Source organism: Kitasatospora sp. NPDC003701 (assembly GCF_053587085.1).
The window spans coordinates 37,747-51,352 of record NZ_JBSFNM010000010.1 but is presented as its reverse complement, the minus strand read 5'-3'; the positions used below and the strand labels follow the sequence as shown (position 1 = coordinate 51,352).

The following is a 13,606-nucleotide window of genomic DNA, read 5'->3' as shown; positions in this document are numbered from 1 at the left end:
CCCTTGTATTCTTTGCGAATTCCTAACACGGGGGCCGCCGGGGAGAGTGCCCGGCAGGGAGGGACGTGAGCACCATGTCGGATCGCGCGACCGCATTTGACCGGATGATGAACCCCTGGGCGTACGACGCCGACGGGAACCTGACCGCCGCGGCCAGGCAGCAGGAGGGTGCCCGCACCCGGATCAACTCGGCGAACGCCCCCGGCGACGGCGGCACCGTCGGGGTCGATCCCGCCGCGCTGGACTCCGCCGCCAACTCGTCCGACCAGATCCACGGCCGGCTCAACGGGGACGGCCGGGCCGCCGACGACGAGACCACCCAGGTGGCCACCTCGCTGGCCAACTGGAGCACCGGGAAGGCGGCCGCGCAGACCGCCGCCACCTGGGACCAGCAGATCGCCGCCCTGAACAACACCATCGGCGAACTCACCCAGGCCCTGCGCGACAGCGCCACGAACTACCGCAACAACGAAACCGCCGTCAAGCACGACATGAAGGGCTGAGGGGGCGGACGACATGGTCGACTTCCACGAGCTGAGCACCGCCAAGCTGGACGTCCTCGGCACCGCCGCCACCGCCTGGGAAGACGTCGTCAAGAAGCTGAAGTCCATGGACGAGGAGTGGGACAGCGCGGTCATCGCCAAGGTCAACTCCGCCAACTGGAGCGGCCCCACCGCCGACCAGGCCCGGCCCAAGCTCCAGCGGGCCAACGAGCAGCTGACCGCCGCCGCCACCGAGGCGACCGCGATCGCCTCGATCCTCAAGGACGCCGGGAACGACTTCCAGGCCGCCAAGGCCAAGCTGGACAAGGCCGTCGCGGACGCCCGCGGCGCCGGGCTGACCGTCACCGACGACGGCACCGTCAGCTGGCCCCCGGCCGACTCGGCGACCCGGCACGACCCGGACGCCAGCCGCGCCTACAACGACGAGTACCGCGGCAAGGCCGAGGCGGCCCGCAAGGCCATCGACGCGGCCGTCCAGGAGGCCACCGCCGCCGACGAGCGCGCCGCCTACGCGCTGCGCTCGGACACCTCCACCGACAACGTGAAGTCCTTCAACGCCAAGGCCGTCGGCGGCGGCCCGGAGGCGGACGGCATCCGGGCCGCCCAGCTGGCCGGCAAGGGCGGCAAGATCTCGGACGCCGAACTCACCGAGCTCAACTCGCTGTTGGCCGCCAACTCGAACGACCCGAAGTTCTCCACCCGCTTCTACCAGGACCTCGGCCCCAAGGGCACGCTGCAGGCCTGGAACAGCATGGTCGGCGACGAGCAGCAGTTCAACGGCGCCAGCGACGCCCGGTGGAAGCAGTACCAGGAGCTGCAGAAGAACCTCGGCCTCAACCTGGCCACCGCCACCCGCACCACCAACGAGCCCCACCTGTCCGACCAGTGGGCCGCCGACCTGCGCAAGGCCGGCGCCGAGACGATGTGGGACAAGCCGTACCGCCAGAGCGGCCTGGACTACTCGCCCTACGGCTACCAGGTCCTCTCCGGCATCCTGCGGACCGGCGACTACGACCCGCACTTCCTCAACCCGATCGCCGAGCACATCACCCAGCTGGACACCGACGACAAGTACTGGCCGGCCCCGGTGATGGGCCCGCGCAGCGACCGGCGCGGCTACAACCTCCTCGGCCAGGAGGGCGGTTCGGGCTGGGAGCCGACCACCGCCGTCCTGGAGGCACTGGGCCACAGCCCGGAGGCGGCCACCAAGTTCTTCCACGACCAGCCGACCGCGTACAACACCGACGGCAGCGTCAACCCCAACGGCAAGGTCAAGCCCTCGGACTACCTCACGTACTTCACGCACGACAAGGAGTACACGCCGGACACCGTCTCGCAGAAGAACGAGCTGCGCCAGCAGGGCATGCGCAGCGGTCCGGACGCCCTCGGCCACGCCCTGGAGGCGGCCACCACCGGCCGGCCGTACGACGACCACTCCGGCGTGGCGCCCAAGCACACCGCCGACCAGGCCGAGGTGATGAACCGGGTCGTGCAGACCTTCGGCACCCACGGCGGCAACGGCGTGCTCGACGACCTCAAGGGCGAGGACGCCAAGTTCGCGCCGCTGCGCGACAGCCTCGGCCACATGACCGCCGACTACATGGGCGACACCCAGCGCGCGCTCTCCCCGCACAAGGACGACCTGCCGGTCAACGGGGCCCCGGCCGGGCTGAAGGAGGCGCCGGTGCGCGGCCTGCTCGACGCGCTCGGCCGCGACCCGGACGCGTACGGCGCCGTGGTCAACGCCAACCAGGCGTACTCGACCGCGGTGGTGCGCGGTCACATCGACAGCGGGCAGACCGACTTCGCCCGGCTGGAGTCGGAGATCGACTCCACCTCGCGGGCCGGCGGCGTCATCAGCGGCATCCTCAACGAGGCCCGGGTCGACGAGGTCCACCACGAGCACGCCGCCTCCGACAAGGAGTACAACGAGGCCCTGGAGAAGAACGCCGGCTACGCGTCGACGGCGTTCACCACCACGATCGGCCTGGCCACCGAACGGGTCCCGATCGCGGGCGAGGCGGCCAACTTCATCGTCGAGCAGATCACCGACAGCGTGGTCGAGGCCAACCAGCGCGACACCAGCGAGGACGGCAAGCAGGAGGGCCGCGACTTCGTCGCCGAGGGCCGCGAGGGCGCGGCCCTCGGTGCCAAGCAGGCCGTCATCGACGCCGCCAACGGCACCAAGCTCAGCCCCGACGACATCCAGCGGCTGGCCGACAGCGCCGGGGACCGTGCCCTGGACGGCTACACCGACGGCTCCTCCGGCAGCCAGAGCTCGAACGGGAAGGCCTCCGGGTGAGGGCGGCGCGACGGACGGCGCCGGCCGCGCTGGCGCTGGCCGCCGCGGTGGGCCTCACCGGCTGCGGGAGCGACGGCGGTGGCGGCGGGCCGGCGGCGGGGACGGCCTGCGACGGCATCGTCCGCACCGGTGACGCCGAAGCCCTGCTCGACGAGGGCGCGCGGGCCTCGTACCGCCTCGACCGGCAGCTGGACGCGGCGCAGCAGCCCGGGCTCCAACTGCTGGCCTGCTCCGTCGAGGCCACCGAGGGGCTGGGCCTGACCGTCCGGCTCACCGGCAGCGAGACCCCGGCGGGCGGCCTCCGGGCCCCGGCCCCGCCGGCCGGGGAACCGGTCTTCGCGCTCGGCCTCGGCGACCGCGGCGAGGCCACCCGGTGGGGCGCCGACCTCACCTTCCGCTGCGACGGCAGCCATCTGCGGGCCGGCGGCAAGGCGCTGTACTTCACCGTCCAGGCCGGGCCGACCCCGCCGGCCGGGGGCGGCGGGCAGGCGGCTTCGCCGCGCTGGACGCCGCAGGCGTGGGCCCGCCTCGCCGCGGCCACCGCCGAGCGTGCCGCGCGCGGTCCGCTCGGCTGCACCGCGCCGGTCGGCCGGCCCACCGGCGATCCCGTGCTCACCCCGGCGGGCCCGACGGACGGCGGCGCGGCGAGCCCGTCCGGGACGGGCGCGTGACGGAGGGCCGGCCGGCCTGACCGACGGCCGGTCCGGGTCCCGGTGGGCGGCGCGCTGCAGGGCGCGCCGCCCACCGGGTGGCCCGGTCAGGCCAGCAGGTCGGACTGGAGCGTGACGACCTGGCGGAAGGCGGCGGCCGGGACGCCCCGGGGGTTGGTCATCGTGACGACGCCGATGACATCGCCCGCCCCCAGGTAGGCCAGCCGGCCGGTGCTCCGGCCGTCCGCGCCGGACGCCGGGCTCTCGCGGGTGGCGAGGTCGACGCCGTAGACCGAGTCCCAGCCCTCGGGAGTGGTGGGCCTGAGGCCCGGCAGGTCCTTCGGTTCGCCGTTGGCGCGCAGCTCGGCGAAGACGTCCCAGGCCTCGACGGAGGAGCCGAAGCGGAGCAGCCGGATCTGGGTGCGGGTGCCGTCGGAGGCGGTCCACTCCCGGACGGTGGCGGCGCGGCAGACGTTGCGCAGCAGCAGGGAGCGCACGGCGCCGGGCTCCTTCTGCTCGGCGGCAAGCGCGTCGCAGGCGGCCCACTCGGCCGTGGGCGCCCCGGCGCCCGTGGCGCCGGCGGACGGGCCGGTGCTCCCCGACGGGCTTGCGCCGGGGCCGGCGGAGGGGCTGCCGGACGCGCTCGGCGAGGCGCTCGGCGAGGCGGTCGGCGAACCGGTCGGGGGCGCGGTCGGCGTCGGGAAGACCACCGGGGCCAGCGAGCCGCCGGCCTCCTTGGGCGCGGGCAGGAGCAGGTACCGCAGGTCGGCGGCGTGGCGGCTCTTGTTCTCCCTGGGCGCCGCCTTGCCGGAGGGCAGCGGCGGCAGGACCAGCGCGGGGAAGGTGTAGCGGCCGTCGCTCCTGGTGGCCAGGCCCGGGATGTCGGTGCGCTCGGGCGTGGTGACGGCCACCGCGGCGCCCGTACCGGCCAGTGCGCAGACCAGGGCGGCCGCGCCCCAGCGCAGCGCCGCGTTGCGCCGGCGGGTGCGGCGGGCCGCGAGCTCCTCGGGGCTCGGCGGCGGCAGGAGCGGCACGGTCCCCGCTCCGGGGACGGCCCAGGGGTCGGCCCCGGGGGCGCCCACGGCGGCCTCGGCGGGCTCCGCGGCCGGGGGCTCGGCGGGCGGTGCGAACGTCGCCGCCGGGGGAGCCGCGGGAGCCGGGGGCGCGTCGGCGGAGGTGGCCGCGCTGTCGTGCGGGGTGGCGCTGTCGGTCATGCGGACGCTCCCGGGCTGGCAAGGCGGTCGAGCTGCTGGGTGAAGAGGGTGACGATCTTGTCCTTGGGCAGCGGGGCCACGCCCTCGACATTCATGATCACCAGAAGGTCGCCCTCGGCGGCCGAGCACTCCAGGTAGTCGATCGGCGCCGACGGCGGAGCGGGCATCAGGTAGCAGTGCGCCTCGGGGTGGCCGGGGATCTCGGGGCCGATGCGGAAGAGCCCGGTGTCGCCCGTGAACACGGCCGTGTACTCGTTCAGCTTCTGCACCTCCTGCTGGTTGAACTGGCGCAGCTTCAGACCGATCACCAGGCCGTCCCCCTTCTCCTTGTAGGTGCGCACCCCGGTGGCCTTGACGTGCAGGCCCTCCCAGTACTGGCGGAGCTTGTCCCGCTTCTCCTTGGGGATCTGCTGGAGGTCGTTGTCCAGCTCGGCGGAGATCTGGTCCGCCGACAGCTCGACGTCGTTGCCGTAGCCGCCCTCGTCCGGGCCGAGCGCGTAGCCGGCCGGGACGGGCAGCAGCAGGTCGCGCAGCGAACCGAAGTGGTTGCCGTTGGACTTGGCGCCGAAGGGGGTGGGCGTGGCGCTCGGGGCGGGCGCCGCTGCCGTCGGCGCGGCGGCGACGACGGGCGCGGGGTCGTCGTACTGGGTCTTGATGACGCCGATGCCGATCACCACGCCGACCAGCGCGGCCGCCACGGTCGCGCCGGTGGCGCGGAGCAGCCGGCGGCCGGAGGCGGCGGGCGGACCGGCGGGGGCCTGGACGGGGACCTGGCCGGGGGCGTGCTCGAAGGCCTGCTCGGGCGCGGGCTCGGGGGCCTGGGCGGGGGCCTGCTCAGGGGTGGTGGCCCCGGTCACGGTGCTGTCGTCGCTCATACCAGCCGCTCCCACTGCTGCTTGGCGATGTCCTTCACGACATCGGGATTCACGGGACGCGTGCCGAAGACCTCGACCTCCATCACCAGGGTGCCGCGCTGCGCCAGCGCCGTCCCGAGGTAGTACTGCTCGGTGGTCTCGGCCCAGTACAGGGGCTCGCTGCCGACCTCGAAGCCGCCGTTGGCGTCGTCCGCGAAGGGCTTGAGGCGGTAGCCGGACGCACGGGTCTTCGCCTCGGCGGCGCGGTCCGCGGCGTACTGGATCAGCGTGACCCGGACCTTCAGGTCGTCCTTCTTCCAGTTCACCTCGACGGCGCGCCGGAAGTCCTTGCTGTTCAGGTTCTTGAAGGTCTCCGCCGACCGGCCGCTGCGCTCGGCGAGTTCGCCGACGGTGATCCAGGTGGGCGTGTCCGGGTAGTCGGCCCAGGCCGTGCCACCGGTCGGAGCGGTCATCAGCAGTTTCCGCAGATCGCCGTCGACGGCGGGCGGCTTGGGCGCCGCCGCGGCGAGGGCCGCCGGGTCCACCACCTCGGCCGGGTAGGACGGCAGCGCGACCTGGATCGGCGGCAGCGGGGTCGGCGGGCGGTTCGCCTGGACGGCGTAACCGACGGCGCCGCCGATCACGGTGCCCAGCACCAGGCCGGAGACCAGCAGCAGCACCGGGCGCGGCCGGCGCGGGCGGTGGAGGGACGGGGCCGCCCCGGCGGGCACGAACGCGCCGGCGAAGGGCTCGGCGGGTACGGCCGGTACGGCGGCGGGCGCCTCGGCCGGCGCGGGCGCGTCGGCGGGCGACGGCTCCACGGGTCGGGTGGTCACGGAGTGGCTCCAGAAAGGGAAAGGTGACGTCGGGCGTGGGCGGCGGAGCGGTTCAGCCGCCGGAGGACAGCCACTCGCGCTGGCGCTTCATCAGCTCGCTCAGCAGCGCCTTGTCCGGAGTCCCCTTCACGTCGACGTCGATCGTGTACTGGACGTCGCCCTGGCTGGAGATGCCGGTCATCGAGCCGGTGTACGCCTGCTGCTTGGGCGTGCGGACGTAGCCGTGGGCATTGGGGTCGCCGGCGATCTCGATCGGGTCCAGCTTCATCGTGTAGCCCTTGACGAAGTCGCTCGCCGACGAGGTCGAACCGAGGTGCAGCAGGGTGACCGTCACCTCGGCCTTGCCGTCGGCCGTGCGGTACATCCGGGTGGCGGCGCCCTTGTACCCGTACGAGCCGAGGATCCGGATGATGCCGTCCTGGTTGCCGAACAGTTCGGCCACCTCGTCATCGGTCATCTTCATGCCGTCCGACGGCCCGTAGGACTCGCCGCCGTCGGGGATCGGGAGCAGGAAGTAGCGCAGATCGCCGTCGTGCCGGCCGCCGCTGACGCTGCCCTTGAGGGTGCTCGTCGGCTTGGGCGCGGGTGCGGCGGTGGTCGGCGCGGCGGTGGTCGGTGCCACGGTGGGCGCGGCCGACGCAGTGGCGGTCGGGCTCGCACTCGCGGTCGCGGTCGGCGAGGCCTTGGCCGGGGCGGCCGCGACGGCCGGCCGGGCATCCGGCTTGCCGACGGCCACGGTGACGGCGGCGCTGGTCGCCGTGACGGCGAGCAGGCCGGCGGTGGCCAGGGCCACGCCGACGGCACGCGGCAGCTTCCGCCCGGAGGCGGGCGCCGGCGCGGGCCAGGGAGCGGCGGCCGGAGCAGCGGATCCGGCGACGGATTCGGCGCCGGATTCGGCGCCGGATTCAGTGGTGGGTACGGCCGCGGGCACGGCAGCGGATTCGGGCGCCGCACCGTTCGCCGGTTCGGCGGCGGACGGCACGTTTTCGGGCGCGGACAAGGAGCTCCCCCGGGGACTGTGGAATATCGCGCACGGGCCCCTCGCGGGCCACCCCCCGTGGCTCTCCAGGCCGACCGTCACGCGTCTCACCTGGAATTATGAGAGCCGCCTGAGACCTGTGCCAACAAAATCAATCACCGCACTCCCACCCAATGATCAATCAATCGGACATGCCGTGACCGAACCGCAATGGGCGGGCCGGCACCCCGTGCCGACCCGCCCGACTGCCCCGCCGCCCGACCGGCCGACCGGCGCGCCCTCCCGATCGACCGGTGCCGCTCAGGAGTGCGCGCGCTCGGTCATCTCGACGACCTTGCCCGCGGAGTCGATCGCGACCTTGTAGTCCCCGGCCGAGCAGGGGTAGGAGCCCTTGACGTTGGTGGGGTCGGCGAGGCACTCGGCGATGTGCTTCACCAGGTCGGCGACGTTGACGTCCTTGGGCTTGGCCAGGACGGAGTTCAGGTGCCCCTTGGCGGTGGGCGCGAACGGCGCGGTCTTGTCGGCACCGACCGGCTCGAAGACGACGTCGTTGACGCCGCAGGCCGTCTTGGTGTCCTTGTAGACCAGCGTGGTCGCCGTGGTGCCCTTGGCCGGGTAGATCCACTTCTGCCCGGCGGGCAGCGGCGCGGCGTCGCAGAACCCCTCCGGCTCGTCGCCGGCACCCGTCGAGGGCTTGGCGCTCTTGCCGCCCGCCGGGGCGGTACCGGTCGCCGCGCCGGTGGTCGGTGCGGCACCCGGCTTCGTGGCACCGGTCGGTGTGGCGCTGGACGTGGCGGCGGGCGTCCCGGCCGCTCCACCGCCCGCCTGGTCGGACGCGTTGTCCGGACCGCAGGCGGTGAGCCCCAGGGCGGCGGTGGCGACCAGGCCGGCGCCGAGCATTCTCCGGAAAACAGGCATGACGAATGAACCCCCGTTTAACACATGATCAGATTGTGAGGCGTGCGGCGGACACACTAGCGCCTCCCTCCCCCACCTCCCGCACCGTCAGCCCCGCCCCGCCGGAGCACCGATGGGTCCGGCGACGAGCCGTGGTCCGGGGCTCGATGTTCGGGGCCGGCTCCGCCCGGCGGGGCCAGCCGAGCGGGGCTGCCGTTCAGGAGGAGAGGCGCTTCAGTGCTGCGGTGGCGATGCCCTCGACGGCGGTCGGGGCGGCGTTGCCGGTCCGGCCGGAGAGCTCGACGACGGCGACCCCGGTGCCGCTGCGCAGGACCGCGACCCCGCCGCTGACGGCGCCGTCGCCGTTGTAGGCCGGGTACCAGCGGGCGGTGCCGCCGGAGACGGTCAGGGTGTGGGCCGCGCCGTAGTGCCAGTGGCCGGCGGGCTCGTCCTGGCAGTCCTGGACGAGCGCGACGAGCTGCTTCTCCCAGGTGTCGGCCGCGTCCTTCGTGGGGGCGCTCGCGGCCGACTCGGTCAGGAGGCCGTCGGTGTCGAAGGTCCAGGTCACGGACGCGTACGCGGTGGCCTTGCCCTTGGTCAGGTCGCGCATCGTCTCCTCGCCGGAGCACGCGGACAGCCCCTGGCGTCCGGTCAGCACGACGGTCGCGCCGACCGGGTTCAGGCCCTGCTGGACGGAGTCCTCGCTCTGGAGGAGGTCGGCGGAGCCGAGTCCGGGCGCGGCGACCGCGGGCGCGGCCGAGGGGGCGACGGTGACCGGGGCGGCAGCGACCGGGGTGGCGGCGACCGGGGTGGCGGCGACCGGGGTGCGCTGCGCGGCGTTCTGCGCGGCCCCGTCGGCGGTGGCCGACTGGGTGCCGACGACGCTGACCGTGATCAGCGCGGCGGCGAAGCAGGCCGCGACGGCGACCCGGTTGCGGCGAACGGACTTCTGCTGGACGGCCTGGTTCTCGGTCATCTGGTCCCCCTGCTGGTCGGGACGCCTGCTGCGTCCTCGTACAACCGGGGAGATGCCGCCGCTGGAGGGAAAGTTGGAGCCCCGACCGGCTGTTTCACAGCTGTGACAGAGCGGTCCTGACGACGCGGTCCATCGCGGCCGTCCCCAGGCAGGCATGGACCTCCAGCACCCCGTAGTGGCTGCCGCTGCGCAGTACGGCGATGCCGCCGCAGGGCTCCTCGCCCTCCGGCGCCCTGCCGGTGGTGTTGAGGAGTCCCTCGTAGGTGCCCATCCAGCTCGCGGTGATGTCCGGGGCGAACCGCAGCGTCGTGGTCCTTCCGTAGACCCAGTGCCCCGGCGGTTGCTCCTGGCAGGACGCCTGCTCCAGCAGCAGGCGCTCGGTGAAGTTCTGCGCCAGGGACGGGCTCGGGGCCTCGGCGGCGACCTCGCGGGCGACCTGGTCGACCAGGTCGGCGGCCCAGGTGGGGTCGTCCGGGTCGGTGCGGAGGCTGGTCGTCAGTCCGCGGAAGTGGGCACCGGGCCCGCCCAGGGTCTGGGTGAGGGTCTTCTCGCCGGTGCAGGCCGCGTTGGCGTAAACCCCGTCGCCGTACCGGTCGGTGACGTGGATCCGCCCGGTGGCGACCTCCGGGCGGAACGCCACGGGTTCCAGGAGGTTCGCGGTCGTCACCGGTTCGGTCGCACCGGCCGGCGAGGCGGAGCCGGAGGCCGAGGACGCGGGCGTCGGGACGGCCCCGCCGACCGCGGCATCCGGGTGCGCTGCCGAGTGCGCGGTGGCGCCGGAGGGCGGTGGCAGGACGAATCGGCCGGTCGCCAGCCCGAGCGCGGCGGCTGCCACCAGGGCGGCGACGGCGGACCGGAGCCGGACGACGGCGCGGCCGCCGCCCGCCGCGGGACCGTTCACAGACCGGTGACCAGGCGCTCACGCATGAAGCGGCGGGCCTGGTGGATGCGGTCCTTGACCGTGCCCAGCGGGGCGTCCAGCTCCTCGGCCACCTGGACGTAGGTCAGGTCGCCCAGGTCGCGCAGCACGAAGGACTCCACCAGGACGGGGTGCTGCTGTTCCAGCGCGGCCAGCGCCTCCATCAGGTCGAGCCGGGTCCCGGCGATGACGCTGGTGGTGCGCGGGTCGACGGACTCGGGGAGGTCGGCGTGACTGTCCTCGGCACGCCGGCGCATCGAGCGGTAGGTGGACCGGGCGGCGTTCGAGGCGATCACCGTCACCCAGCCCAGGAAGGAGCCGCGGCCGCCGTACTCGCCCAGGTGCGTGCTGATGGACAGCAGCGCGTCCTGCGCGGCCTCCTCCGCGTCGGCGTGGTGGGGCAGGAAGCGCGAGCAGCGGCGCAGCACCACCGGCCGCAGCTTGGCCAGCAGGTACTCCATCGCCCCCGGGTCCCCCGCCTGAGCAACCGCCACGAGCCTTTCCAGCTCGCCGTCCTCGAACACCCGGACCCCCCGTTCCGTCCCGCCTGGCATCCCACTCGTCAACCGGGAGTTCCGCACTCCCCCCGACTCCGGCAGAATGCTGCCACATGCGCAAGCTCGGCCGTTACCTCCTCATGGAGCGGCTCGGAGCCGGCTCCTTCGCGACGGTCTGGAAGGCCTACGATCCGGAGCTCGACACCGAGGTCGCGGTGAAGGTGCTGGCCGAGAACTGGGCCGCCAACGCCGATGTGCGCGAGCGGTTCCTGGCGGAGGCGAGGCTGCTGCGCCGGATCGCCAGCCCGCGGGTGGTCCGGGTGCACGACGTCGGGGTCCAGGAGGACCGGCCCTACTTCGTCATGGACTACGTACGCGGCGGCACCCTGGCGGACCGGGTCGGGCAGTGCGACCCGCAGGAGGCGCTGCGACTGGCCGCGGAGGCCGGCTACGCGGTCCAGGTCCTGCACGAGGCGGGCGTGGTGCACCGCGACGTCAAGCCGTCCAACCTGCTGCTCGCCACCGACCCTGCGCCCACCGCGGTGCTGGTGGCGGACCTGGGCAGCGCCAAGCAACTGGCCGACGCGTCCGGGCTGACGGTGACCACCGGCACGCCCGCGTACATGGCACCGGAACAGGCCTTCCAGACCGGCGGGTTCGACGGGAGGGCCGACGTGTACGCGTTGGGCGTCGTGGCCTACGAACTGCTGACCGGGCAGAAGCCGTTCGGCCCGGGCGGACGCGCCACGGCCCTGATGACGGACCGGCCGACCGCCTCGACGCTGCCGGCGCTCCCGGCCGGAGCGGAGCTCCCGCCGCACATCGCCCTGCTGCTCCGGACCGCGATGTCCGTCGAGCCGGCGGACCGACCGGCGACCGCCCGGGCCTTCGCGGACGCGCTGCTGGCTCCGGTCCCGCAGTCCCGGCTCCCGGAGCCCGTCCTGGAAGGCCCCGGATGGCTGACCCCGCGCGCGGTCTGTCTGGCGGTGGGCACGGTGTTCACGGCGACGACCCTGCTGAGCTGGCTGCAGCGGTGAATCCGACGGGGGAGCCGGTCCGCACCGGGCCGGGGGTTCGAGTCCCGCTCGGGCTCGGACGGCGATGAGTCGTACGCGGGTGCCGCAGAGCTTGGCCATGTCGTCGACGTCCGAGGTGAGCACGGCCACCGGCCCCGGCTGCCGCGGCGCCAGCTCTGCCACGGTCGCGTCGATCGCGTACTGGTGCCCGTGCTGCGCCTGGGCACGCTGGTGACCTCGGTCAAGCCTCGTTCACCTATCGCGCTCTGAGCTGCGAGCGAGGCCGCAGGGGAGACGAGTCAGATCTGTTCGACCGCGATGCGTGGATGGCACAGCCGGCGCAGATCATCGAGGTCGCTCGTCACGACGGTCACGTCACCGTGTTCCAGGTGGGCTGTGGCCGCGAGCAGCGCGTCGATGGCGTAGTTGTGCCCGTGCAGCCCTTCGGCCACCAGCAACGTGCTTGCGGCACGGGCGATCTCCTCCGTGACAGGCCGCACCTTGGTCAGGGAGACGGCGTGATCGAACGCCGCCTGGGGCACCTCGGGATCGCGTGCCTCCACCAGCGTGGCCGCACTTGTCACCACCAGGAGATCGAGTGTGCGGGCGACGTCCAGCCATACGGTCATGTCCCGGTGCCGACGAGAGAGCTTGGAGAGCGCCTCGCTGTCGAGAACGAGGGTGCCGCTCACACGGCGTCCGCCGGCGCGCCATCTGCACGGTGAGCCGCGTGGTGCGCGCGGATGCGCTCCGCCTTGGCCGCCACCTCTGCCGGGTCGACCGGCCCCTGCTCGGCTTCGGCGGCCGCGATGTACTCGTCGATGGCCTCGCGCTGGAGCTGCCTCTGAACGGCTTCTTCGATGTACGAGGAGACGCCCTGCTTCCCAGCGCGTGCGCGGATCGCTTCCAGGGTCTCCGTGCGTAGAGAGATGCTGGTGACTCTGGTCTTGCCAGGGCGGGAAGAGTCCACGGGGAAGTGTGTTACACCCTGTGTGATCACCGGGGCCCATTCCTCGCCTTGCCTTCATGAAGCGGCGCACGGGGCTCCCGTAGGGTCGCCGGTATGCGACTGAGCACGGTGATCCTCCCCATCCACCGGTGGAGCGAGGGGCAGAAGATCTGGCGGCGGGCCGAGGACCTCGGCTTCCACGCCGCCTACACCTACGACCACCTGTCCTGGCGGTCCTTCCGCGACGAGCCGTGGTTCGGGGCGGTGCCGACGCTGACCGCCGCCGCGACGGCGACCGAGCGGCTGCGCCTGGGCACGCTGGTGACCTCGCCGAACTTCCGGCATCCGGTCACGCTGGCGAAGGAGATCGTGTCGCTGGACGACGTGTCCGGCGGGCGGCTGACGCTGGGGATCGGGGCCGGCGGGACGGGGTTCGACGCGACGGCGATGGGCCAGGAGGCCTGGTCGCCGAAGGAGCGGGCGGACCGGTTCGGGGAGTTCCTGCCGCTGCTGGACGAGCTGCTGCGCACCGACGCCACGACCCGCGAGGGCACGTACTACTCGGCCGTCGAGGCGCGGAACATCCCCGGCTGCGTGCAGCGGCCCCGGGTGCCGTTCTACGTCGCCGCGACGGGGCCGCGCGGGCTGCGGCTGGCGGCCGGGTACGGGCAGGGCTGGGTGACGTACGGGGACCCGAAGGGCCCGGCGGACGTGCCGGTGGAGCAGGCGCCGGCGGTGATCGCCGCGCAGCTGGCGAAGCTGACGACGGCCTGCGAGGCGGCCGGGCGGGACGTCGCGGAGCTGGAGAAGGTGCTGCTCCAGGGTTCGACGGCGGAGAAGCCGCTGCAGTCGCTGGACGCCTTCGTGGACTGGGCGGGCACGTACCGGGAGTTGGGGATCACCGAGCTGGTGGTCCACTGGCCGGTGCCGGACTCGATCTTCGCGAACGACCTGGCCGTCTTCGAACGGATCGCCACCGAGGGCCTCGCCCAGCTCGGCTGAAGGCCCGGCCGC

At 73.6% G+C, this 13,606-nt stretch carries 15 protein-coding genes and 1 pseudogene; 5 read left to right on the top strand and 11 right to left on the bottom strand.

The genetic code is table 11. From position 1 onward, the window contains the following. The first annotated feature begins 74 nt into the window (after positions 1 to 74). The 3 genes from ACWDRR_RS12310 to ACWDRR_RS12300 are packed head-to-tail and all read left to right on the top strand — an operon-like array spanning position 75 to position 3,476. Entirely contained in the window at positions 75 to 503 is a 429-nt protein-coding gene (locus ACWDRR_RS12310) for a WXG100 family type VII secretion target (RefSeq protein ID WP_449772239.1), read from the top strand. Between the two features lie 13 nt (positions 504 to 516). Then, entirely contained in the window at positions 517 to 2,805 is a 2,289-nt protein-coding gene (locus tag ACWDRR_RS12305; RefSeq protein WP_449772106.1) for a hypothetical protein, read from the top strand. Then, positions 2,802 to 3,476 (top strand): hypothetical protein, encoded by a 675-nt coding sequence (locus ACWDRR_RS12300; protein ID WP_449772105.1) that lies wholly within the window; start codon positions 2,802 to 2,804, stop codon positions 3,474 to 3,476. Before ACWDRR_RS12305 ends, ACWDRR_RS12300 begins: the two co-directional genes overlap by 4 nt. Positions 3,477 to 3,562: 86 nt before the next feature. On the opposite strand, the gene ACWDRR_RS12295 is transcribed toward ACWDRR_RS12300, so the two are convergent. The 8 genes from ACWDRR_RS12295 to ACWDRR_RS12260 form a co-directional block, all read right to left on the bottom strand. After that, on the bottom strand, positions 3,563 to 4,669 hold the full coding sequence (locus tag ACWDRR_RS12295) for a hypothetical protein (RefSeq protein WP_449772104.1): 1,107 nt from the start codon (positions 4,667 to 4,669) through the stop codon (positions 3,563 to 3,565). After that, complete coding sequence (locus ACWDRR_RS12290; RefSeq protein ID WP_449772103.1) at positions 4,666 to 5,544, bottom strand: hypothetical protein; 879 nt, start codon at positions 5,542 to 5,544, stop codon at positions 4,666 to 4,668. Before ACWDRR_RS12290 ends, ACWDRR_RS12295 begins: the two co-directional genes overlap by 4 nt. Continuing rightward, entirely contained in the window at positions 5,541 to 6,359 is an 819-nt protein-coding gene (locus ACWDRR_RS12285) for a hypothetical protein (RefSeq protein WP_449772102.1), read from the bottom strand. Before ACWDRR_RS12285 ends, ACWDRR_RS12290 begins: the two co-directional genes overlap by 4 nt. Positions 6,360 to 6,411: 52 nt before the next feature. Continuing rightward, on the bottom strand, positions 6,412 to 7,359 hold the full coding sequence (locus ACWDRR_RS12280; protein ID WP_449772101.1) for a hypothetical protein: 948 nt from the start codon (positions 7,357 to 7,359) through the stop codon (positions 6,412 to 6,414). Between the two features lie 279 nt (positions 7,360 to 7,638). Next, positions 7,639 to 8,256, bottom strand: coding sequence for a hypothetical protein (locus ACWDRR_RS12275; protein ID WP_449772100.1), 618 nt, complete (start codon positions 8,254 to 8,256; stop codon positions 7,639 to 7,641). A gap of 196 nt (positions 8,257 to 8,452) precedes the next feature. After that, entirely contained in the window at positions 8,453 to 9,211 is a 759-nt protein-coding gene (locus tag ACWDRR_RS12270) for a hypothetical protein (protein WP_449772099.1), read from the bottom strand. Between the two features lie 94 nt (positions 9,212 to 9,305). Further along, entirely contained in the window at positions 9,306 to 10,112 is an 807-nt protein-coding gene (locus ACWDRR_RS12265; protein WP_449772098.1) for a hypothetical protein, read from the bottom strand. Further along, entirely contained in the window at positions 10,109 to 10,624 is a 516-nt protein-coding gene (locus ACWDRR_RS12260) for an RNA polymerase sigma factor (protein WP_449772097.1), read from the bottom strand. Before ACWDRR_RS12260 ends, ACWDRR_RS12265 begins: the two co-directional genes overlap by 4 nt. A gap of 116 nt (positions 10,625 to 10,740) precedes the next feature. Here ACWDRR_RS12260 and ACWDRR_RS12255 point away from each other — a divergent pair, with 116 nt between their 5' ends. After that, complete coding sequence (locus tag ACWDRR_RS12255; RefSeq protein WP_449772096.1) at positions 10,741 to 11,664, top strand: serine/threonine-protein kinase; 924 nt, start codon at positions 10,741 to 10,743, stop codon at positions 11,662 to 11,664. A gap of 57 nt (positions 11,665 to 11,721) precedes the next feature. On the opposite strand, the pseudogene ACWDRR_RS12250 reads toward ACWDRR_RS12255, so the two are convergent. From ACWDRR_RS12250 to ACWDRR_RS12240, 3 genes and pseudogenes are all read right to left on the bottom strand, one after another. Continuing rightward, a pseudogene (locus ACWDRR_RS12250) lies at positions 11,722 to 11,856 on the bottom strand (DNA-binding protein); the annotation flags it as partial. 86 nt (positions 11,857 to 11,942) lie between these two features. Next, positions 11,943 to 12,335, bottom strand: a complete 393-nt coding sequence (locus tag ACWDRR_RS12245) for a DNA-binding protein (protein WP_449772095.1) — start codon at positions 12,333 to 12,335, stop codon at positions 11,943 to 11,945. Further along, a complete protein-coding gene (locus ACWDRR_RS12240) occupies positions 12,332 to 12,613 on the bottom strand; it encodes a hypothetical protein (protein ID WP_449772094.1) in 282 nt (93 codons plus the stop codon). The genes ACWDRR_RS12245 and ACWDRR_RS12240 overlap by 4 nt, the downstream gene beginning before the upstream one ends. Before the next feature lie 93 nt (positions 12,614 to 12,706). Between ACWDRR_RS12240 and ACWDRR_RS12235 the strand changes: the two genes are divergently transcribed. Beyond that, the gene (locus ACWDRR_RS12235; RefSeq protein WP_449772093.1) at positions 12,707 to 13,594 is read left to right on the top strand and encodes an LLM class flavin-dependent oxidoreductase; all 888 of its coding nucleotides are present in this window, start codon (positions 12,707 to 12,709) and stop codon (positions 13,592 to 13,594) included. The last annotated feature ends 12 nt before the right edge of the window (positions 13,595 to 13,606 follow it).

What these genes read in the sequence shown, in the direction of transcription:
- ACWDRR_RS12310 (WP_449772239.1), top strand. Translation starts at nt 75, where the DNA reads ATGTCGGATCGCGCGACCGCATTTGACCGGATGATGAACCCCTGGGCG.
- ACWDRR_RS12305 (WP_449772106.1), top strand. Translation starts at nt 517, where the DNA reads ATGGTCGACTTCCACGAGCTGAGCACCGCCAAGCTGGACGTCCTCGGC.
- ACWDRR_RS12295 (WP_449772104.1), bottom strand. Translation starts at nt 4,669, where the DNA reads ATGACCGACAGCGCCACCCCGCACGACAGCGCGGCCACCTCCGCCGAC.
- ACWDRR_RS12290 (WP_449772103.1), bottom strand. Translation starts at nt 5,544, where the DNA reads ATGAGCGACGACAGCACCGTGACCGGGGCCACCACCCCTGAGCAGGCC.
- ACWDRR_RS12275 (WP_449772100.1), bottom strand. Translation starts at nt 8,256, where the DNA reads ATGCCTGTTTTCCGGAGAATGCTCGGCGCCGGCCTGGTCGCCACCGCC.
- ACWDRR_RS12270 (WP_449772099.1), bottom strand. Translation starts at nt 9,211, where the DNA reads ATGACCGAGAACCAGGCCGTCCAGCAGAAGTCCGTTCGCCGCAACCGG.
- ACWDRR_RS12255 (WP_449772096.1), top strand. Translation starts at nt 10,741, where the DNA reads ATGCGCAAGCTCGGCCGTTACCTCCTCATGGAGCGGCTCGGAGCCGGC.
- ACWDRR_RS12235 (WP_449772093.1), top strand. Translation starts at nt 12,707, where the DNA reads ATGCGACTGAGCACGGTGATCCTCCCCATCCACCGGTGGAGCGAGGGG.